This window comes from Rhodococcus sp. 21391, assembly GCF_016772255.1.
GTDB lineage: Bacteria > Actinomycetota > Actinomycetes > Mycobacteriales > Mycobacteriaceae > Rhodococcus_F > Rhodococcus_F opacus.
In genome coordinates this window covers 1650162-1671597 of the sequence record NZ_CP063781.1, presented here as the reverse complement: position 1 = coordinate 1671597, position 21436 = coordinate 1650162, and the positions used below count along the sequence as shown (strand labels likewise).

Genomic DNA, 21436 nt, shown 5'->3' with positions numbered 1-21436 from the left:
TATCCCCCGTTCCGCGGATACGAAACCGGGGCCGCCGCTCAGGTGAAACCGATGACTTCCTCACCCCAGGCCCGGCGGAGTTCCCGGTCGGGATCGGCGACGACCGCGTCGTTCTTGCCGATCAGCAGGGTCGTGCGATCCGCCTCGTCGTACCGCGGCCAGCCGACCTCCTCTCCCGTTCCGTCCGGGGTGCCCTCGGTGGCGAACGACAGCCACCGTCGCTGGATCCGCTCCGACACGTGACCGGCGGTTCGGTGCCCACCGAGCTTGAACGTGGGGTCGTGCGGGACCACACCGAAGTTCCCGAAGACGTACGGCACCTCGGTGCCGTGGGTGGCGCCGATCCGCGCGGCGCGCAGGAACGGTGTCGCGTAGTCGAAGCGGTACAGCCAGGTCGGGGCGACGCGGCTGTGCGCTTCCGCGATCCACAGTGTCGGCATTCGGAACGCGGCGTCCCGCGAGATCTCCATGGCCGAGCGTTTCTTCGGATAGTCGGGATATGCGGCCGCCACCTCGTGCTCCTCGTCTGCCTGGAGGTCGGGGTGATCGGCGGCGATCGCCACGAACATCTGATGCACGGCGTCCGGGGTGATGGGCATCAGGGGCGACTTCATGAGCCGGAACATCGACGCCTCGTCCTTGTTCGTCCCGATCAGCAGCGGAATCCGGTGTGCGAGGCCTGTGCGGAATGCCGCGACAGGGTAGTGCGGGAGCACGTCGCCGTCGACGGTCGGGGCAACCGCCAGGGTGCCGGGGACCCGTGCGGGCACCTGCTGGACGAGTTCGACGCAGGCCTTGGTCAGCACGTCGACGGGCAGGTCGCGGAGTCGGCTCGCGTCGGCGGGCGCGATGTCGAGCAGCTCGAGGAACGATTCGGCGATGCTCGCGGCGCGGTCACTGCCGTACACGGACGTCGCGGGCGAACTCTCGGCGATCGCACGGTGGAACAGTCCCTCCGCCGGTGGGGACGTCATCAGCGTGGTGACCGCGCCGCCACCGGCGGACTCCCCGAACAGCGTCACGTCACCCGGGTCGCCGCCGAATGCCGCGATGTTGTCGCGGACCCAGGTCAGTGCCGCGATCTGATCGCGTAGGCCCAGGTTCGTGTCGAACGGATGCTTCTCGGTCGAGAACGAGGAGAAGTCCAGGAATCCCAGCGCACCGAGCCGGTAGTTGAACGTGACGACCACGACGTCGCCGCGTTCGACCAGACGAGTCGGATCGAACATGCGCTGTCCGGACGAACCGAGGTAATACGCCCCGCCGTGGATCCACACCATCACCGGCCACGGTCGCTCCGTGTCCGTCGCGGGGGCGAAGACGTTCAGGGTCAGGCAGTCCTCGTCGATGGTCAGTCCGGGGTCGATGGGCAGCGGGCCGTGCTCGTTCTGCGGCGCGATCGAACCGAACCGGGAACAGTCGCGCACCCCGGTGAACGGTTCGGGCGCGCGCGGGGCGCGGAGCCGCCACTCGCCGACCGGCGGCGCGGCGTAGGGAATGCCTTTCCATGACCGGACGCCGTCGAGGCGGACACCCCGCAGCGTCCCCTGGCCGATGATCACCTGTGGGTCCTCGGTGCGCGAAACCATGCCGTCATCTTCGCCCGGGACGACCGCCCCCGGAGTCCGATCGGGAATTCCTCCGGCCCGGACCTGCAGCGACCGCCCTCTCTGGCAGACTGAATCAGTGAGCCGGGCGCATGCCCGCACGCTGGAGGAACCGATGCGAGACACAGTGCCCGATACGACGCGCTCGCAGGCTGTCGGCAGGTCGGCCGCGACGTTCGCGACCCTCGCCGATCTTCTCTACGCGGGTCAGGATTTCGGGCACGTCCACCAAGCCATCTGCGACGCCGCGCCACTACTCGTCGAGGGCTGTGACCACGCGAGCCTGATGCTCCGGGAGGGATCCCGCTACGTGACGGCCGCGTCCAGCGACGACGTGGCCGCCCGCGTCGACGAGTACGAGCGCGACGAGAACGAGGGACCGTGCGTCGATGCCATCGTCAGCGACACGCCCCAGTTCGAGACGGACCTCTCCACCACGTCGCAGTGGCCGCGGCTGTCGGCGCGGGTGCTGGCCCACACGCCGGTGCGCGGTGCGGCCGGATTTCGCATGGTCATCCTCGGGCGCAAGGTCGGCGCCCTCAATCTGTTCTCCGACACGGCGGGAGCCCTCAACACCACGTCCGTCGAGCAGGGCATCATGCTCGCATCGTTCGCGGCGGTGGCGCTGGCGGCCGTCCACGAGCACGCCGAGGCCGAGACACTGCGGGCCGGCCTGGCCAGCAACCGTGAAATCGGGAAGGCCGTGGGTCTGCTGATGGCGTTCCACAACATTCCCGAGACTCAGGCGATGGAGATTCTCCGCACCACCTCGCAGGACATGAATCTCAAACTGGCGAAGGTGGCGCAGGAAATCGTCGCTCACCATCACCGGAAGGTGACCTGACCGCTGTCAGTCAGTCCACCTCCGGCGTATCGGGGTTACCCGCGATGCCGAGCATGGACAGGAGCATGCGGCAGTCTTCGGCGTCGAGTGACTGGGCAGCAACGACCCGCTGCGCCCTCCACACCTGCCCGGCGTCGAGCTCGTCGTCCACATCGAGATCTGTCCGCTCCGATTCCGACATTCGCCCTCCAATGCGGGTGCGTTCCAAGACCGTTCACCTCAACATCTGCCACCGGATGGTAGTCGGTGTTTCGGTGTCGCATACGCACATCGGGAATCGAAGTCGAAACGATACAGACGTCGTTCCGCCGCCGTCGCACCGAGCGTGCCGAGCGGCACACTCCGGAGACGAAAGTGACAGCGGCACAACATATATCAGGATGTTGCCAGCGCTCGCAGCGGCTCACTCAACTCGTTGGCGAAGAATTCGAAGAAGCCGTCGACGTCCGGCCCCGCGTTGATCAGCGCCAGATGATCGAACCCGGCATCGACGAAAGTGCCTGCCACCTCGAGGTGCCGCCGGACGTCCGGACCGCACGCCATGGCGTCGCGGACGTCCTCGGTGCGGATCGACGACGCCGCCGCCTCGAAGTTGATCGGATTCGGCAGTTCCGCTTGAACCTTCCATCCGGTCAACCCGAACCGGAACAACCGATGCGCCGACTCGACCGCGGATTCCTCGTCACGCGCCCACGCTAGGGGCACCTCCCCGTACTTCGGCCCCGACCCACCGGCCCCGGCATAGGCCTTCACGAGGTCCGGATCCGCTTCGGTGGCGAACAGGCCGTCGCCGAGTTCCGCGGCGATCCCGACTGCCTCCGTGCCGCCCGCAGCGACCGCGATCGTGGGCGGCACGTCGGGCAGATCGAAGACGCGTGCGTCGTCGAGGGTGAGGTGCTTGCCCTCGTACGAGTGGTAGCCGCCCGACCACAGCAGGCGGATGATGTCGATCGCCTCACGAAGCATCTGGTGCCGGGTGGTCACCGACGGCCAGCCGCCACCGACGACATGCTCGTTCAGCCGTTCCCCCGAACCGAGTCCCAGGGTGAACCGGCCCTCGCTGAGGACGGCGGTCGTGGCCGCGGCCTGCGCGATGATCGCGGGGTGATATCGGACGAACGGGCAGGTGACACCGGTCGCCAGACCGATCCGGTCGGTCCGTGCCGCGGCGGCCGCGAGCATCGACCACACGAATCCCGAATGTCCGTGACTGTAGAGCCAGGGGTGATAGTGATCGCTCACCTCGACGAAGTCGAAGCCGGCCCGTTCGGCTTCCACCGCCTGCCGCACGATCTCCCGCGGATCGAACGTCTCGGCCATCAACTTGAACCCCACCTGCATGTCGTCGTCCCTTTCCTCGAGTTCTGCGAAGGTTTCCCGGATTCGGGCGCGCTCACACAAGGCGACCCAGCGACGACGGCCAGACCGGCGCCCACAGCACCAGCACGCCGATCGCGATTCCCGCCAGCACCAGCCGGGGTCCGCGTCTGCGCAGCGTGACACCGAGCGCCACCACGGCACCGAGGACGATCGCCGCACCGGCGGGCCCGGAGGGCACCGGAATCGAGGCACCCGGAATCCGCGCGCCCCGCTCGGCCACGGTGACGAGCCACCACAGCGGCCACTGGGTCACGCGCACCACCACTTCCGCGACGGGAACACTGACCCCTGCGATCAGCGCGGTGACCGCTCCGGCCACGGTGATCACGCCGACCACGGGGGCGACCAGGATGTTCGCGCAGATGGACACCAGGCTCACCGTCCCCGCCATCGCGGCCACGATCGGAGCGGTGACGGCGAAGGCGGCGACGGACACCGCCACCGTCTCGGCCACCGCCCGCGGCCAGCCGCGGCCCACCAGCACGTCGACCCCCACCGGCGCGATCACGATCAGCCCTGCAGTGGCGGTTGCCGAGAGAACGAAGCCGAAGTCCACCGCCAACCCCGGTGACCACGCCAGCAGGGCGATGACACCCGCTGCCAGCGCGGGCATCGCCTGTTTCCGCCGTCCGGTCACGAGCGCCAGCAGGGCGACCGAGCCCATCGCCGCGGCGCGCAGCACGCTGGGTGACGGTCGCGCGATCACCACGAATGCGATCAGCGCCGCGGCAGCCAGCGCCGCACCCGCGCGGGGACCGAGTCCCACCGCTCGGACCACGAGCAGCACCGCGCCCAGCAGGATGACGTTCGCCCCGGACACCGCCGTGAGATGGGTCAGTCCGGTCGCGGTGAAATCGTCCTTCACCTCCCGGGGCAGCGCCGAGGTGTCTCCGACCACCAGCCCCGGCAACAGTCGTGCCTCGTCGGCAGGCAGGACGGCGGCGGCAGCGGCGAACCGCGCACGCAGGGCGCCTGCCCACCGCTGATGCGGTGGCGCGGGACCGACGTCCGCGGGCGGTCCGGACACCCGGACCGCGGCCAGGCTCAGGTCCCGGTGCCGCGGAGGGCTCACCTGCCCGCGCAGGATCACAGCCTGTCCCGGCAGCAGTCCGAGCCACCCGTCCGCCGGGGCGAGGACGACCACCGCACCGCCCGAGTGGATCGTCTCGGTGGCCCGGCGGATCTCGACGACGTTCGCGTTCACGAGGACGTGTCGTCCGAAGCCGGCGATCTCCCGGGGATCGTCGGCAAGGGTGACGACGAGCGTCACCCACGTCTCGTTCCGGGCGAGTTCGGTCATCGGGTGCCGTTCCGCGGCCTGAACCCGCCAGGCCACCCCTGCAGCGCAGCAGGACCCGAACAGCAGTACCGCCAACGTCCCGGCCGTCCACCGTCCCGGCCCCCGCAGGGCGCATCCCGCGGCGAGGAGAACCGCCGCTCCCGACAGGATCGCCACGAGGACCCACGCCGCCCGGGAGCCTCCGAGGATACCGATCAGCGTTGCTGCCCAGCACATCCCGGCGAACGGAAGAAGCCGCAGGTCGAGGAGCCGCGGTTCGTTGTTTCGCATCACAGGGTGACCTGGCCGCGCAGTTTCTCCAGCCGCACCGGCCCGATCCCGTCCACCTCCCCCAGTTGCGAGATGTCGGTGAATTTGCCGTTGGTCGTGCGCCACGCGACGATCGCCGCCGCCGTGACGGGTCCGACACCGGGAAGTGCATCGAGTTCCGTCTCCGTCGCCGTGTTGAGGTTCACGAGCCCTCCGCCCGTGGCGGCCGGTGCGCCGGCGGGCCCCGGCGATCCTGCGGAGGCACCGCCCACCGCGCTCGGTGGCGCCTGGGTGGTCGCGGCACCTACGAGCACCTGATCGCCGTCCGAAAGTCGTTGAGCCAGATTCAATCCGAGGGTGTCACCGCCGTCGCGCACTCCCCCGGCAGCGGCGAGAGCGTCCGCGACCCGGGAGCCCGGTGGCAGCCGGACGAGACCGGCCGAGGCCACCAGTCCCACGACGCTGACGACGATCTCCTCCGCCGGGGCGGGTGCCGACGCCGCCGCGGCGGGAGTCGTCGTCGCCGGTGCCGGAGTCAGGGAATGCACTCCGGCTGCGGGTAACGACGGAACGGCCTGCGTCTCCGGACGATCGCTGCGCACGCCGAGCACGGTGGCCGTCGCGACGACGATTCCCACCACGATCAGCACCAACGCCCCGGTCCGCCCGGGATCGAATCGTGCGTCCCGCCACCGGTCCGGCAGCGAGAATCCGCCCCGTCGGCGGTCGGCGGACCACGTCGTGTCGCCGTCGAGGACGGTTCCGCTCGGCTCGGCCAGCCACTCCGGCGCCGCCGGTGTGTCGGGCGGCACCGCATCGCGTTCCCCCGACGTCAGGAACGCGAGCCGGGTCCGGCCCCTCGAACGTTCTTCCCTGATGCCCATGGAGGCGACGGTAAAGGGCGCCGCCCACAGAATTGCCGCGACGACCAGGCTTTCCGAATCGGCCTGTGGATCAGTGCGAAGTTGTGGATGAATCGCGGTCTTCGTGGTGCAGGGCGGGTTCCGGGCACAGCACGATGCCGATGGCGCCCACGCCCACGTGGGCGCCGATCACCGAGCTGAAATCGGTGACGACGAGGTCACTGACCTGCGGAATTCGGTCCTTCAGCTGCTGCGCCACCGCTTCGGCGCGCTGCCGGGCGTGCATGTGATGCACAGCGACGGCCGTCCTGTCCAGACCTGCCAGCTCCACCGCGGCGTCGACCATCCTGGCCATCGCCTTGGTCGACGTGCGCGTCTTCTCCTTCAGAACTAGCCGGCCGTCCACGAGATGCAGCACCGGCTTCATCGCCAGTGCGGTACCGAGCAGTGCGGCGGCGGTTCCGATGCGTCCTCCGCGTCGCAACTGATCGAGCCTGTCCACGACGATCAGGCAACGCCCGCGGCTCGCGACGTCGACCGCCCGCCGGTACGCCGTCTCGAGGTTCGCACCGTCCTTCGCGGCCCGCGCGGCCTCGAGGACCGGGTAGCCCAATCCCATTCCGGCGGACTGGGAGTCGACGATCCGCACCCGGCCGTCGAATTCCTGTGCCGCCTGACGACCTGCCTCCCACGTTCCGGACAGCTGCCGGGAGATGTGCACCGCGAGAACGCCTGCGCCCTCACTCAGCTCCAGCGCTGTCGCGTACGCCTCGGACAGCTCGCTCGGCGACGCGCCCGACGTGGTGACGCCGGCAAGATCCTCGGGGAGCGCGTCGATTCCCTCCCGGAAATCCTGGCCGCCGCTGAGGACATGGAGTGGGACCACCTGGATCCCGTACTGCTCGACGAGTTCGGGCAGGATCGAGGCCGAGGAATCGGTGACGACGACGACGGGCATCGGACTACTCGGCTCCGCTCGACACCGGGTCGGCCGGAACCGCACCCTCGGCGGAGTCGGGAACGACTCCCGCCGCGCGGAGCGCGGTCAGCATCGCCGCGGCCACCTCGGTGTGTCCGTCCCAGCCCCAGTGGATGCCGTCCGGATTACCCTGATCGCTGAAGACGTTGGCGCGCACCGCCTCCGCCAGGTCGACGAGGGGCACGTTCTTCTCCTCCGACCACGCGGTGATGGCGGCAACGGCACCGGGGCGGCCCGCATGCACCTTGCCGTAGGCCTCGCTGCGATGCACGGACGGCAGGGTCCCGATGACGGGCAACTCGGGGCGCATGTACTCGAGCGCCGCCCGTGAGCTCTCCAGATATTCGACACTCAGCCGCGGGGGCAACGCCACCGGCCATCCCAGCGGGGACAGCCTGGGCTGAAGCCACTGGTAGCCGGCCCGCACGACGCGGCGCAGCGCGGGCGGGCGGACGTAACGCAACTGTTCCCGCAGCGCCGTCGGGAGCGGGGACGGAAGGGAGTCCATGCCGCCGACCGCGAACACGACGGCACCGGCGCGGGGAACCGCCGACCACACGCGTGGGTCCTGGGTCAGCGCCCACCACACGTCGCGGCTGGTCCAGCCGATCCGCGCCACCAACTCGACATCCCAACCGAGTTGACGTGCAACGATATTGGGCCAGATGTCGGGGTGGTCGGACGGGAGACCGCCCTTGGGTCCGTAGTACGACAGCGAATCGGCGAGCACGAGCAGGACGGGGCGTTCCCCCGAGCCGGCATCCACGTCAGAGGACGTCACTGGCCACACTCGCAGAAGCGTTCCACACGTCGAGGCGCCAGTTGAGCGAATCGGGGTTTCCGTACGCACTCAGCTGCACCCAGCTGGTGTTGCCCAGCCCGCCCAGCACCGGCCAGCGGTCGACGGGCAGATCCAGCAGGGCGGCGGTCAGCGCGGCGATCACACCGCCGTGCGCAACCAGGACCACCGGCTTCTCCGCCCAGTCCTCGTGCTTCTCGACGAGTTCGGCGACCACCGGCTTGCTGCGGCGGGCGACGTCGATGCGACTCTCCCCGCCGGGCGGTGCCCACGTCGCGTCGCCGCGCCACGTGGCGCGGGCGCCGGGTGCGCGGGCGTCGACGTCGAGGTGCGTGAGCCCCTGCCAGTCACCGAGATGCGTCTCGCGGAGGCGCTCGTCGATCTGGACCGGCAGACCGGCGTTGTCGCCGACCTCCACCGCGGTGTCGTAGGCCCGCCGCAGATCGGAGGACACGATGGAGATCGGTCTGCGACCGACGAGCGCGGTGGCGGCGGCGCGGGCCTGCGACCGCCCCAGCTCCGACAGTTCGGTGTCGAGCTGACCCTGCATGCGATTGTCGGCGTTGTACTCGGTCTGCCCGTGTCGAAGCAGGATCAGACGTCGCGGGGCGCGGGGGGCATCCGTCACAGCTCGGACTCCTCCGCCTCGGCGGCGGTGCCCGCACCGTTCGCGTCGGCCGGGCCGTGCAGCCCGAGACCCTCGACGGGCACGGTCGGGCAGTCCTTCCACAGCCGGTCGAGTGCGTAGAAGTTGCGCTCCTCGTTGTGCTGGACGTGGATCACGACGTCCACGAAATCGAGCAGTGCCCAACGGCCTTCGCGGGTGCCCTCGCGCCGCACCGGCTTGTGACCTGCCTCACGCAGTCGATCTTCGATGTTCTCGACGATCGCGTTGACCTGTCGCTCGTTGGGGGCGGAGGCGATGACGAAGCAGTCGGTGATGACCAGCTGCTCGGAAACATCGAGCACCACCACATCGGAGGCCAGCTTCTCGTCGGCAGCCACTGCCGCGATGCGTGCCATCTCGATGGCTTCGGTCGTTGCGCTCACGCGATGTTCTCCCAGTTCGGTTCGAAAAGTGCTGACTAACTCTTGGTCTTGTCCGGGGCCGGTTCGGACATCGTCGTTGCGCCGTCGAGGCGCTCGGAGTCCGGTGGCCGGTACAGGTTCCGTTTGGAGATGTACTGGACCACACCGTCCGGCACGAGGTACCACACAGGACGGTGTCGACTGGCACGCCGCCGACATTCCGTCGAGGAGATCGCCAGAGCCGGGATCTCGATCAGCGTGACCGCGTCCTCCGGCAACGCGTCCAGGTGACCGGCCAGATGTTCGGTGTTGAGATCGAATCCCGGGCGCGACACCCCGACGAACTTCGCCAGCGAGAACAGTTCCTCCCAGTCCTGCCAGGACAGGATACTCGCCAGGGCGTCCGCACCGGTAATGAAGTACAGCTCGGCGTCCGGGTGGTAGCTGCGCAGATCACGCAGAGTGTCGACGGTGTAGGTGACCTTCTCCCGGTCGACGTCCACCCGGCTGACGGAGAAACGCGGATTCGACGCGGTGGCGATGACCGTCATCAGGTACCGGTCCTCGGCCGGGCTGACGCCCTTGCCCTGTTTCTGCCAGGGCCGGCCGGTGGGCACGAAGACGACCTCGTCGAGGCTGAATCGATCTGCCACCTCACTGGCTGCCACGAGGTGACCGTGATGAATGGGGTCGAAGGTGCCGCCCATGACTCCCAGGCGGCGCCGACGCGCGCCCGCTGCTCCCTGTTCCACGAGTGACGAGCTTACGTGTTCACACCGGCAGCAACCCGGCGACCACCGACGCCAGCTGCTGAGCGGATCGGCATTCGTGCATGCTGATGACCTCGTTGTACACCTTCGCCGCCGAGTCGCCCGTTCCCCACTGACCGCGGGGCTCCGGGTTGAGCCAGTGCGCGTGCTTCGCCACCGACACGAGCCGGGCAAGGGCCTCCAGATTCGGGTCGCGGTAGTTGTTGCGGCCGTCGCCGAGCACCAGCAGCGACGTCCGCGACGTGATGCTCTGGGTGAACCGTTCGGCGAACACCCCGAACGCGTTGCCGTAGTCGGAGTGCCCGTCGTAGCCGACCAGGTCGGCTTCCCGGATCATCCGCGACATGGCGCTGCCGAGGTCGGCTCCCGCGTCGAAGAAGCGGGTGACCTCGTCGGTGGTGTCGATGAACGCGAACACCCGCACCCGGGAGAACTGCTCGCGCAGCGCGTGGACGAGCAGCAGGGTGAAGTGGCTGAAACCCGCGACCGAACCCGACACGTCGCACATGACGACCAGTTCGGGGCGCGCCCGCCGGGGCTTGCGCTGGACGAGGTCGATGGGCACACCGCCGGTGGACATCGACTTGCGCAGGGTCCGGCGCAAGTCGATCGAACCGGCCCGGTTGCGGCTGCGCCGCACGGCCAGCCGACTGGCGAGCAACCGGGCCAGCGGGGTGACGTTGCGTTTCAGTGCCGTCAGTTCGGCGTCGGACGCGCGCAGGAAGTCGACTTCCTCGGCCAGCCGGGGCACGCCGTACGACGCCACCCGTTCCTTGCCGAGGTTCTCGGCCGACCGTCGCCGCGTCTCCGTCTCGATCATCTTCCGGAAGTCGGCGATCCGCTGGGCGGCGGTGCGCTTGGCCACCTCGGATTCGTAGCTTTCCGTCGTTCGGGCTTCGCCGTCCTGCTGATTGCCCAGGAGTCCGTCGAGGATCTTCTTCAGCAGGGTTTCCGGTGCGACGTCCCGCAGCGCCTGGTACGCGGAGAACGACGGGCCGTTCGCCGACTGGTACTGCCCGAGTTCCTCGACCATCTGCGCGGTCAGGAGTTCGGTGAGCTCGATCGCCTCCGGCGAGCCGTCGGTGAGGAGTTCGACGATCAGCTCGCGCAGCGCATCGTAGTCGATCTCACCCTTGGCGTTCCGCGGCAGACTCGTGTCGATGGCCCCGTCCGCCCGGCTTCCGACAGCCGCCGGGAACCAGAGTTCGAACAGCGCGTCGAACGTGGGCCGGTGGGTGGGTCGCCGCAGCAGCGCGCACGCGAGACCCTCGCGCAGTGATTCGCGGTCGAGCAGGTCGAGGACCGACATCACGCGACCGGCGTCGACAGTCTCGGACGGTCCGACCATGATGCCGCGCCGCCGCAACGCCTCGACGAAGTCGACGAGATGCCCCGGCAGCCCGTGCGGCGCCGCGGGACCGCCCGGCTTCGACCGGGACGCGAGTGGACCACCAGCAGCCATGGGGAGTCCTTCAGTTCAGTCGCAGCTCGGCAGCGGCCCGTAGCTGGTCGGATTGGTGTTTGAGGACGACACCCATCGTGGCGCGGACGGCGTCGTCGTCGAGGGTGTCGAGCCCGAGCGCCAGGAGTGTGCGACCCCAGTCGATGGTTTCGGCGACCGACGGCAGCTTCTTCAGCTGCATGCCGCGCAGCACGCGGATGGTCCTGACCAGCTGCTCGGCCACTGCCTCGGGCAGCTCCGGCACCCGGCTCGCGAGGATCCGCCGCTCGAGTTCGGCGTCGGGGAAGTCGAGATGCAGGAACAGGCAGCGGCGCTTGAGTGCCTCCGACAATTCGCGGGTGGCGTTCGAGGTGAGGACGACGAACGGCTTCCGCGTAGCCGTGATGGTGCCCAGTTCGGGGACGGTGACCGCGAAATCGCTGAGCACCTCGAGGAGCAGGCCCTCGATCTCGACGTCGGCCTTGTCGGTCTCGTCGATCAGCAGCACCGTCGGGTCCTCGCGCCGGATCGCGGTCAGCAGCGGCCGCGACAGCAGGAACTCCTCCGAGAAGACGTCCGCCTTGGTGGAGTCCCAGCTGTGATCGCTGCCCGCCTGGATGCGCAGGATCTGCTTCGCGTGGTTCCACTCGTACAGCGCGCGTGCCTCGTCGACGCCCTCGTAGCACTGCAACCGCACCAGCTCGGCGCCGGTGGTCTCGGCGACGGCGCGGGCGAGTTCGGTCTTACCGACTCCGGCGGGACCCTCGATGAGCAGGGGTTTTCCGAGCCTGTCCGCGAGGAACACCGCGGTCGCGGTGCCCTTGTCGGACAGGTACCCGGTTTCGGCGAGCCGAGCGATGACGTCGTCGACGCTCGCGAAGAACGGCGTCGTGGTGGGCAGTGCGCGGTCCACGCTCGCTCCTTTCAGAAGGGGTGACGGGCAGAGGGGCTGGAGGGAAGGGTGGGCGAAGGTCTAGACCGGGCGGGTGTGCCCGTCACCCCAGACGATCCACTTGGTGGAGGTCAGTTCGGGGAGCCCCATCGGGCCGCGCGCGTGCAGTTTCTGCGTGGAGATCCCGATCTCGGCGCCGAATCCGAACTGCTCACCGTCGGTGAAGGCGGTGGACGCGTTGACCATGACGGCGGCGGCGTCGACCCGGGCGGTGAACTCGCGGGCGGCGGCGAGGTCGGAAGTCACGATGGCCTCGGTGTGGCCGGTTCCGTAGCGGTCGATGTGCTCGACCGCGGCATTCAGGTCGTCGACGACCTTGAGCGCCACATCCAGGGTGAGGTACTCCTCCGACCAGTCCGACTCGGTCGCGGGCACCAGTCCGGGCAGGTCCCCGTGGACCGTCACGCTGTGCGTCTGCAGGGCCTGGAGCAGCTTCGGCACCGCCGTCTCGGCGATCGCGGCGTCGATCAGCACCGTCTCCGCGGTGTTGCAGACACTCGGTCGTCGCGTCTTGGAATTGAGCAGGATTCGCTCGGCCATCTCCAGGTCGGCCGCCGAGTGGACGTAGACGTGGCAATTGCCGACGCCCGTCTCGATGGTCGGGACTGTCGCGTCGCGCACCACGGCGCTGATCAGGCCGGCGCCGCCGCGGGGAATGACGACGTCCACGAGGCCGCGGGCCTGGATCAGGTGCGTCACGCTGGAGCGGTCGTCGCTCGGCAGCAACTGCACCGCGTCCTCCGGCAGCTGCTGCGCCGCCAGCGAGGCCCGCAACGCCACCACCAGCGCCGCGTTCGACTTCGCCGCGGACGAGGAGCCGCGCAGCAGGGCCGCGTTGCCGGACTTCAGTGCCAGCCCGAACGCGTCGACGGTGACGTTGGGGCGGGCCTCGTACACCATGCCCACCACGCCGAGCGGGACCCGCAGCTGACGAAGTTCGAGACCGTTGGGGAGCGTCGAGCCGCGCACCACTTCACCGACCGGGTCGGGCAGACCGGCCACCTGGCGCAGTCCGGACGCGATCCCCTCGATCCGCTCCGGGGTCAGCCGCAGGCGGTCGAGCAGGGAGTCCTCGGTGCCCGACGCCCGGGCCGTCTCGATGTCGGCCGCGTTGGCGGCGAGGATGTCGGCGGAGGCGGCGAGCACGGCGTCGGCCGCCGCATGGAGCGCCGCATCCTTCTGCGCGGTGGTGAGCAGCGCGAGGACCCGCGACGCGGTGCGGGCGCGACGGGCCGCTGCGTGGACGGCTTCACGGGTATCCACCGTGGCACCGGCCGACGAGGTGGAAGTCACTGCAGTCATGAAGACAGCCTATATACCGGGGCCTGTACACCGCGGAGCGGGAACGACCGGGAATGATTTGGTCCCCCGCGCAGGTTGCGACTGGTCGAGACCATCAGAGGCAGGAGTGCTGTAGTGAGCGTGTTGTTCGAACCCATCACCTTCCGCGGAGTCACCGTCCCCAATCGGGTGTGGATGGCACCGATGTGCCAGTACTCGGCCGACGTGACGGGCCGCGACGTGGGAGTTCCCAACGACTGGCACCGGACGCACCTCGTGACGCGCGCCATCGGCGGTGCCGGCCTGATCCTCACCGAGGCGACGGCCGTCAGCCCGGAGGGCCGCATCAGTCCCGCCGACCTCGGCATCTGGAACGACACCCAGACCGAGGCCTTCGCGGAGATCAACGCACAGCTCGAGTACTTCGGCGCGGTCCCGGGCATCCAGCTCGGTCACGCCGGGCGCAAGGGCTCCGCGCACGTCCCGTGGCGCGGGGGCGGGAGCCTCGACGGCGACGATCGGCTGTCCTGGCAGACGGTGGCGCCGAGCGCGATCGGTTTCGGCGACCACACCCCGCCGGCCGCGGCGACGACCGCCGACATCCGGAAGGTGGTCGCCGATTTCGCCGCCGCCGCCGAGCGGGCGTCGCGGGCCGGTTTCAAGGTGGTGGAAATCCATGCGGCACACGGCTATCTGCTGCACCAGTTCCTCTCACCGGTCAGCAATCACCGCACCGACGAGTACGGCGGCAGTTTCGCGGGCCGCATTCGCCTCCTGCTCGAGGTCGTCGACGCGGTACGCGGGGTGTGGCCGGCCGAGTTGCCCGTCTTCGTCCGGGTCTCGGCCACCGACTGGCTGTCCGAGGAGCCCGGCCTCGACGCGGACAGCTGGACGCCGGATCAGACCGTTTCCCTCGTGCAGGCCCTCGTCGACCTCGGCGTCGACCTCGTCGACGTCTCCAGCGGTGGCGTCGCGTCCGCCCGGATCCCGATCGGGCCCGGCTACCAGGTCCCGTTCGCCCGCCGCATCCAGAACGAGACCACGGTCCCGGCCGCCGCCGTCGGGCTCATCACCGAGCCGGAGCAGGCCGAGCGGATCGTGGAGTCGGGAGAAGCCGTCGCCGTGTTCCTCGGGCGCGAACTGCTGCGCGACCCGTACTGGCCGCGAAAAGCCGCACTGGTATTGAATGCCCAGGTGACGCCGCAGATTCCGGCGCAGTACGCACGGGCGTACTGAGGCTCGGGCCGACAAGCCCGCACATCCTTTGCTACGGTAATCGCTCTTACAGCTGGTAGTCCCGCACCCCGGACGGTGGGGCGGGACCGAGCCACGAGCCAGAGCCGATCGGCGGGGGCCGCATCGCGCCGAAGGGCCGTGGGTTGCCGAACCCGACCAGCAATCGCCGTGCGGGCGACGAAAAGATGCGTGCATCAGGTACGTGCCCCGCGCGGGTGATAACTGCGCTGGGGAGCGCACGACATGAATGCACCAGATCACTCGATCACGTCGGCCGAGGTGGCCGAATCACCTGATGTGACGGTCACCGACGAGGCCTCCGTCAAACGAGCCGTCAAGGCCACCATGCTCGGTAACGCCATGGAGTGGTTCGACTTCGGCGTGTACGCCTACCTCGCGACCACCATCGGCAAGGTGTTCTTTCCCGAGGCCAGCGGTACCGCACAGTTGCTGTCGACGTTCGCGATCTTCGCCGCGGCGTTCATCGTCCGTCCCCTCGGTGGGCTGTTCTTCGGTCCGCTCGGTGACCGGATCGGCCGCAAGAAGGTGCTCGCCACCACGATCATCCTGATGGCGGGCAGCACGTTCGCCATCGGCCTGATCCCGAGTTACGGATCCATCGGGCTCGCGGCGCCGATTCTGCTGGTGCTGTTCCGGCTCGTGCAGGGATTCTCGACGGGCGGCGAGTACGGCGGTGCCAGCACGTTCGTCGCCGAGTACGCGCCGGACAAGCGCCGCGGGTTCTTCTCGAGCTTCCTCGAATTCGGAACCCTCGCGGGGTATGTCGCGGCCGCGGGCCTGGTCACCATCATCAGCACCGTGGTCAGCGCCGACGCGCTCGTGGACTGGGCGTGGCGAATTCCGTTCCTGCTCGCCGGTCCGCTCGGCCTGATCGGCCTCTACCTGCGGCTGCGGCTCGAGGAGACGCCTGCATTCCAGCAGATGGAGCAGGCCGAAGAGCGTTCGCTCGCAGACGAATCCACGGGACGTAAACTGCGCGAGACCCTGGTGGAGAACTGGCGTCCGCTGGTGCTGTGCGTCATCCTGGTCGCCACGTACAACATCGCGCACTACGGCCTGCTCAGCTACATGCCGACGTACCTGTCGAACACGCTCGGCTACGACGAGTCGCACGGCCTCGTCCTCATGATCATCGTGATGCTCATCATGATGGTGTGCATCAGCTTCGTCGGAAAGCTGTCCGACCGGGTGGGTCGTAAACCGTTGCTGCTGGCCGGTTTCGTCGGATTCTTCGCGCTGTCGCTGCCCGCGTACCTGCTGATCGGTGTCGGGCACTACTTCACCGTCTTCGTCGGCCTCGCGATGCTCGGCGGGCTGCTGCTGCTGTTCGTCGGCGTCTTCCCGTCGGTCCTTCCCGCGCTGTTCCCCACCGGAATCCGCTACGGCGGGCTGGCGATCGGATACAACCTCGCGGTGTCGATCTTCGGTGGCACCACCCCCCTCGTCCTCACGGCGCTGCAGGACGCGACGGGCAGTGACCTCGTCGCGCCGATTTACATGATGGTCGCGGCCGTCATCGGCGGTATCGCGGTTCTGCTCATCTCCGAGACCGCCCGGAAGCCGCTGGAGGGTTCGCCGCCCGCCGTGGCCACGGACGCCGAGGCCCGCCGCATCCTGAAGCGTCTCCGCCGCACCAAGGGTGACGCGTCCGCGACACCCGCACAGGAGACGGCAGCCGCCGACGCGGGTTAGTCTCGGGATATGTCCGCTCCCAGGGTCGCCGTGGTCGGCAGCATCAACATGGACCTGCTGACGGCGGCCGAGCGGTTGCCCGCGCCGGGAGAGACGATCCTGGGCAGCGCCTTTGCCGCCACCCCCGGTGGCAAGGGCGCCAATCAGGCGATCGCCGCGGCGCAGGCCGGTGGCGCCGTGACGTTCATCGGCGCCGTCGGCTCCGACGTGTTCGCTCTCGACCTGCGGCAGGCCCTGGTGGACGCCGAGGTCGACACGCGGTACCTGCGCGAAGTGGACGGGCCGAGCGGGATCGCGGCGATCACCGTCGACGCCGCCGGTGAGAACAGCATCGTCGTGGTTGCGGGCGCCAACAGCACCGTGGTGGACCTGACGACGGCCGAACTCGCGGCCGTCGCGGACGCCGACGTCCTGCTCTGCCAACTCGAGATACCCCTGGGCACCGTGCTGGCCGCGGCGGCGCACGCCGCGGCACACGGTACCGTCGTGATGTTGAATCCCTCACCGGCGCAGACACTTCCGCCCGAACTCGTCGAGCTGGTCGACGTACTCCTCGTCAATCAGACCGAGGCCGGGCAACTCGGCGCCGAGGTCATCGGCGCCGTCGCCCACGTCGTGACCACGCGGGGGTCGTCCGGCGCGGACTACGCGGGCAGCGACGGCACCGCGATCCACGCCGACTCCCCCGAGGTCGAGGTGGTCGACACGACCGGGGCGGGCGACGCGTTCGCCGGCGCCCTGGCCGTCTCGTGGCGCCGCGGGCCCGCGGCCGCCGTCCCGTTCGCATGCACGGCGGGCGCGCTCGCCACCACCCGCCGAGGCGCGTCCACGTCGTCACCGACCCTGGCCGAGATCGAGGCGGCACTGCCCGGCTGAGCGCTCCTGCCGCCGCCCGGATCCTCCGTGTCACCCGTGTCGGGCACCATGGGGGCATGACGACCGCCACCGAACCCGCACTCCGTGACGAGGCCGAACGGCTGCTCCGCGAGCTGGCAGGCGAGCACGCCACCCTCCGCGACGACCAGTGGACGGCGATCGAGGCGCTCGTGGTGGGCCGCAGACGGGCGCTGGTCGTCCAACGGACGGGCTGGGGCAAGTCGGCGGTCTACTTCATCGCGGCGAAGCTCCTGCGGGCGCACGGGCACGGCCCCACGGTCATCGTGTCGCCGCTCCTGGCCCTCATGCGGAACCAGGTGGCCTCCGCCGAGCGGGCGGGCGTGCGCGCCGCCACCATCAATTCCGGCAACGTCACCGAGTGGGACGACATCCACGCCCGGGTCGCGGACAACGAACTCGACGTGTTGCTGGTCAGCCCCGAGCGTCTCAACAATCCCGACTTCCGCGACCAGGTGCTCCCCTCCCTCGCCGCCGACGCGGGCCTCGTCGTGGTCGACGAGGCGCACTGCGTGTCGGACTGGGGTCACGACTTCCGTCCCGACTATCGGCGGATCCGCACGCTGATCGCCGAACTGGGCGAGGGAATCCCCGTCCTGGCCACCACGGCCACGGCGAACGACCGCGTCGTCTCCGATGTCTCCACGCAGCTCGGGGTGGGTGGCGCCGAAACCCTCGTCCTCCGCGGCGGCCTCGAACGCGAGTCGCTGCACCTGTCGGTCGTGCAGATTCCGGAGGCCACCGCCCGGGCCGCGTGGCTCGCCCAGAAGCTCGACAGCCTGCCCGGCTCGGGCATCATCTACGCACTCACCGTGTCGGCGGCCCGGGATCTGGCGAGCCTGCTGTCCGAGCAGGGCCACACGGTCGCCGCATACACCGGGCAAACCGACGCCGCCGAGCGCGAGACCCTCGAGCAGGACCTGCTCGGCAACCGGGTCAAGGCCCTCGTGGCGACGTCCGCGCTCGGCATGGGATTCGACAAGCCCGACCTGGGGTTCGTCGTGCACCTCGGTGCGCCGTCGTCCCCCATCTCCTACTACCAGCAGGTCGGGCGTGCCGGACGGTCCACCGACCGCGCCGAGGTCATCCTGCTGCCCGGATCCGAGGACAGGCAGATCTGGAGTTATTTCGCCTCGGTGGCGTTCCCCCGGGAGCACGTGGTGCGGCGGGTGATCGAGGTCCTCGACACCGAGCGGCCGCAGTCCACGCAGGCGCTCGAGCCGCTGGTGGAGCTGGGCCGCACCCGGCTCGAGATGGTCCTGAAGGTCCTCGACGTGGACGGTGCCGTACGCCGGGTGCGCGGCGGCTGGGTGGGCACCGGGGAGCCCTGGACGTACGACGCCGACCGGTACGAACGCCTCGAACGCGCGCGCGAGTCCGAGCAGCAGGCGATGATCGACTACCAGCGGATCACCACGTGCCGGATGGCGTTCCTGCGCGAGCAGCTCGACGATCCGGGTCTGGCGGCGGGCGCCTCGGAGTGCGGGCGGTGCGACAACTGCACCGGAGTGCGCCACGACGCGACCGTGGACGCCGAGGCGGTGCAACAGACCAGAACGCGCCTCGAGCGCCCAGGCGTGGACCTGGCGCCCCGTAAACAGTGGCCCACGGGCCTCGCGAAGCTCGGCGTGACGCTGTCCGGGAAGATAACGGATGGCCCCGAACCGGGGCGCGTCCTGGGCCGGCTGTCCGACCTGGGCTGGGGTCAGCGGCTGCGTTCCCTGCTCGACGAACCGGACGGGCCCGCCCCCGACGCCGTCCTGAAGGCCTGCATCCAGGTGCTGGCCTCCTGGGACTGGACCGAGCGGCCCACCGCTGTCATGGCCGTCGAATCCGCCACCCATCCTCTCCTGTCGGCGTCGATCGCGGGGCAACTCGCCACCGTCGGACGCCTCACCGACCTGGGGGTTCTGCGGCTGCGCCCGGAGCATCCGCCGGTGTCCGCGGCCAACTCCGCCTACCGGGTGGCCGGGCTCGTCGACGCCTGGGAGGTCCCCGGCCTTCCCGACGGCGCCGGTCCGGTGCTACTCGTCGACACCCTCACGGACACCGGCTGGACCCTCACGATGGCCGCCAGGACGCTGCGCGCGGCGGGTGCCTCGTCGGTCCTCCCCTTCGCGCTCGCGAGTCTCAAATAGGCGAAGTGTGTCGCTTGCGGTTCACCCAAAAGTTACATAATGTGATGAGCATCACTTTGCACGTCTCACCTGCAAGGCTCCGCCACCTGAACTGTCCAATTTCGCGAGGCACGTGAAATCGAAGGGGATGGTTGTTAGGTTCGAATTTCCAATGACGCCTGTTGAGAAGAGTGCCATCCCGACCACCGCGCCGGACGCGGTGTTGTTCAGAAGTCCAGAGATCACTGACGGAGTCCGGCTCTGGGAGATCGCCAGGAACACGGAAGTGCTCGATCTCAATTCGAGCTACGCATACCTGTTGTGGTGTAGAGATTTCAGCCGCTCGTCGGTCGTCGCAGTCGTCGACGAGCGCGTCGTGGGTTTCGTATCAGGGTTCATCCGCCCCGAATCCCCAGCGACGCTGTTCGTCTGGCAAGTAGCCGTAGACGCAGACCAGCGCGGCAAGGGAATTGCAGGTCGCATGCTGAGCGCGCTACTCGACCGACTTGCACCCGAAGGGATTACCCATCTCGAAACGACGATCAGCCCCGACAACGAGGCCTCGATCGCGCTGTTCACAGCATTGGCGCGTCGCCGAGATACGGCGATCAACAAGCAAGAACTGTTCTCCCCAAACGATTTTCCCGATGGACACGAAGCCGAAGATCTGTACACGATCGGCTAAGAGCATGCCCCGGAGGAATGCAGCAACATGACTAACTTCGATACGAACATTTTCGACAACCTCGAATCCGAGGTTCGCAGCTACAGCCGCGGCTGGCCCGCCGTCTTCGAGTCGGCGTCCGGATCGTGGATCCGTGACGAGAACGGCCGCGACTACCTCGACTTCTTCGCCGGTGCCGGTTCGCTGAACTACGGCCACAACAACCCGGTCCTGAAGTCGGCGCTCGTCGACTACATCGTCAGCGACGGCATCACGCACGGTCTCGACATGTCGACCGTGGCCAAACGCGACCTGCTCCAGACGTTCCAGGACAAAATCCTGAAACCCCGCGGTCTCGACTACAAGGTCCAGTTCCCCGGACCCACCGGAACCAACACGGTCGAGGCCGCACTGAAACTGGCGCGCAAGGTGACGGGTCGTTCGTCGATCATCAACTTCACCAACGCTTTCCACGGCATGACGCTCGGCGCCCTGTCGGTGACCGGTAACTCGATGAAGCGCGCCGGCGCCGGAATCCCGCTGGTGCACGCCACCCCGATGCCGTTCGACAACTACTTCGACGGAGTCACCGAGGACTTCCACTGGTTCTCCCGCGTGCTCGACGACTCGGGCAGTGGCCTGAACCGTCCGGCCGCCGTGATCGTCGAGACCGTGCAGGGTGAGGGCGGCGTCAACGTCGCTCGTCCCGAGTGGCTGCGCGCCCTCGCGGACCTGTGCGCCGAGCGCGACATCCTGCTGATCGTCGACGACGTCCAGATGGGCTGCGGACGCACCGGGCCGTTCTTCTCCTTCGAGATCGCCGGCATCACCCCGGACATCGTCTGCCTGTCGAAGTCGATCGGTGGCTACGGCCTGCCGATGGCGCTGACGCTGTTCAAGCGTGAGCTCGACGTGTGGGGACCGGGCGAGCACAACGGCACGTTCCGCGGCAACAACCCGGCGTTCGTCACGTCGAAGGTGGCGCTGGACCACTACTGGTCAGACGACACCCTTCACCAGTCGACGCTGAAAAAGGGCGAGAAGATCCACCAGGCATTCGCCGATCTGGCGAACCAGTTCGAGGGCTCCATCTCCACCCGCGGTCGCGGCCTCGTCCAGGGCCTCGTGTTCGACGAGCCGGAGAACGCGGGCAAGGTCTGCAAGCTCGCCTTCGACGAGGGCCTGCTCGCGGAGACCTCCGGACCGTCGGACGAGGTGGTCAAGCTCCTGCCGGCGCTCACCATCACCGACGAGGAACTGGACCACGGACTCGCGATTCTCGCCGACGCCACCGGCAAGGTTTGCAGCTAGAGAGAGG

Annotated in this window: 20 protein-coding genes; 7 read left to right on the top strand and 13 right to left on the bottom strand. The window is 68.8% G+C overall.

Features of this window, described 5'->3' with window-relative positions; translation table 11 throughout:
- Positions 1 to 38: 38 nt before the first annotated feature.
- Complete coding sequence (locus tag GO592_RS07880; RefSeq protein ID WP_007299474.1) at positions 39 to 1589, bottom strand: carboxylesterase/lipase family protein; 1551 nt, start codon at positions 1587 to 1589, stop codon at positions 39 to 41.
- A gap of 133 nt (positions 1590 to 1722) precedes the next feature.
- Between GO592_RS07880 and GO592_RS07875 the strand changes: the two genes are divergently transcribed.
- The gene (locus tag GO592_RS07875; RefSeq protein WP_007299473.1) at positions 1723 to 2451 is read left to right on the top strand and encodes a GAF and ANTAR domain-containing protein; all 729 of its coding nucleotides are present in this window, start codon (positions 1723 to 1725) and stop codon (positions 2449 to 2451) included.
- 10 nt (positions 2452 to 2461) lie between these two features.
- Here GO592_RS07875 and GO592_RS07870 read toward each other — a convergent pair whose 3' ends face one another.
- From GO592_RS07870 to GO592_RS07815, 12 genes are all read right to left on the bottom strand, one after another.
- Entirely contained in the window at positions 2462 to 2632 is a 171-nt protein-coding gene (locus GO592_RS07870; RefSeq protein ID WP_007299472.1) for a hypothetical protein, read from the bottom strand.
- A 194-nt stretch (positions 2633 to 2826) separates the two neighbouring features.
- Positions 2827 to 3792, bottom strand: coding sequence for an LLM class F420-dependent oxidoreductase (locus tag GO592_RS07865; RefSeq protein ID WP_005560615.1), 966 nt, complete (start codon positions 3790 to 3792; stop codon positions 2827 to 2829).
- A 52-nt stretch (positions 3793 to 3844) separates the two neighbouring features.
- Positions 3845 to 5401: a ComEC/Rec2 family competence protein gene (locus GO592_RS07860; RefSeq protein WP_039952358.1), complete on the bottom strand. Its 1557-nt coding sequence runs from the start codon at positions 5399 to 5401 to the stop codon at positions 3845 to 3847.
- Positions 5401 to 6264: a ComEA family DNA-binding protein gene (locus GO592_RS07855; RefSeq protein WP_007299470.1), complete on the bottom strand. Its 864-nt coding sequence runs from the start codon at positions 6262 to 6264 to the stop codon at positions 5401 to 5403. The genes GO592_RS07860 and GO592_RS07855 overlap by 1 nt, the downstream gene beginning before the upstream one ends.
- Positions 6265 to 6334: 70 nt before the next feature.
- A complete protein-coding gene (locus tag GO592_RS07850) occupies positions 6335 to 7201 on the bottom strand; it encodes a DegV family protein (RefSeq protein WP_005563505.1) in 867 nt (288 codons plus the stop codon).
- A 4-nt stretch (positions 7202 to 7205) separates the two neighbouring features.
- Complete coding sequence (octT, locus tag GO592_RS07845) at positions 7206 to 8003, bottom strand: diglucosylglycerate octanoyltransferase (protein WP_007299469.1); 798 nt, start codon at positions 8001 to 8003, stop codon at positions 7206 to 7208.
- Complete coding sequence (locus tag GO592_RS07840) at positions 7990 to 8649, bottom strand: histidine phosphatase family protein (RefSeq protein ID WP_005261283.1); 660 nt, start codon at positions 8647 to 8649, stop codon at positions 7990 to 7992. The genes octT and GO592_RS07840 overlap by 14 nt, the downstream gene beginning before the upstream one ends.
- A complete protein-coding gene (rsfS, locus tag GO592_RS07835) occupies positions 8646 to 9071 on the bottom strand; it encodes a ribosome silencing factor (protein ID WP_005248044.1) in 426 nt (141 codons plus the stop codon). The genes GO592_RS07840 and rsfS overlap by 4 nt, the downstream gene beginning before the upstream one ends.
- A 35-nt stretch (positions 9072 to 9106) precedes the next feature.
- The gene (gene nadD, locus GO592_RS07830) at positions 9107 to 9757 is read right to left on the bottom strand and encodes a nicotinate-nucleotide adenylyltransferase (protein ID WP_005261284.1); all 651 of its coding nucleotides are present in this window, start codon (positions 9755 to 9757) and stop codon (positions 9107 to 9109) included.
- Positions 9758 to 9821: 64 nt separating this feature from the next.
- Entirely contained in the window at positions 9822 to 11282 is a 1461-nt protein-coding gene (locus GO592_RS07825) for a vWA domain-containing protein (RefSeq protein WP_007299468.1), read from the bottom strand.
- Between the two features lie 10 nt (positions 11283 to 11292).
- Positions 11293 to 12174, bottom strand: a complete 882-nt coding sequence (locus GO592_RS07820; protein WP_005261286.1) for an AAA family ATPase — start codon at positions 12172 to 12174, stop codon at positions 11293 to 11295.
- Positions 12175 to 12234: 60 nt separating this feature from the next.
- Positions 12235 to 13515: a glutamate-5-semialdehyde dehydrogenase gene (locus GO592_RS07815; protein ID WP_005261287.1), complete on the bottom strand. Its 1281-nt coding sequence runs from the start codon at positions 13513 to 13515 to the stop codon at positions 12235 to 12237.
- A gap of 114 nt (positions 13516 to 13629) precedes the next feature.
- Between GO592_RS07815 and GO592_RS07810 the strand changes: the two genes are divergently transcribed.
- The 6 genes from GO592_RS07810 to ectB all read left to right on the top strand — a co-directional run bounded on the left by GO592_RS07810 (position 13630) and on the right by ectB (position 21429).
- On the top strand, positions 13630 to 14730 hold the full coding sequence (locus GO592_RS07810) for an NADH:flavin oxidoreductase/NADH oxidase (RefSeq protein ID WP_007299467.1): 1101 nt from the start codon (positions 13630 to 13632) through the stop codon (positions 14728 to 14730).
- A 243-nt stretch (positions 14731 to 14973) separates the two neighbouring features.
- On the top strand, positions 14974 to 16443 hold the full coding sequence (locus GO592_RS07805) for an MFS transporter (RefSeq protein ID WP_007299466.1): 1470 nt from the start codon (positions 14974 to 14976) through the stop codon (positions 16441 to 16443).
- A 9-nt stretch (positions 16444 to 16452) separates the two neighbouring features.
- Positions 16453 to 17319, top strand: a complete 867-nt coding sequence (locus tag GO592_RS07800; RefSeq protein ID WP_007299465.1) for a ribokinase — start codon at positions 16453 to 16455, stop codon at positions 17317 to 17319.
- Between the two features lie 56 nt (positions 17320 to 17375).
- On the top strand, positions 17376 to 19475 hold the full coding sequence (locus GO592_RS07795; RefSeq protein WP_007299464.1) for a RecQ family ATP-dependent DNA helicase: 2100 nt from the start codon (positions 17376 to 17378) through the stop codon (positions 19473 to 19475).
- Positions 19476 to 19626: 151 nt separating this feature from the next.
- Positions 19627 to 20139, top strand: a complete 513-nt coding sequence (ectA, locus tag GO592_RS07790; RefSeq protein WP_039952348.1) for a diaminobutyrate acetyltransferase — start codon at positions 19627 to 19629, stop codon at positions 20137 to 20139.
- Between the two features lie 27 nt (positions 20140 to 20166).
- Positions 20167 to 21429 (top strand): diaminobutyrate--2-oxoglutarate transaminase, encoded by a 1263-nt coding sequence (gene ectB, locus GO592_RS07785; RefSeq protein WP_007299462.1) that lies wholly within the window; start codon positions 20167 to 20169, stop codon positions 21427 to 21429.
- The last annotated feature ends 7 nt before the right edge of the window (positions 21430 to 21436 follow it).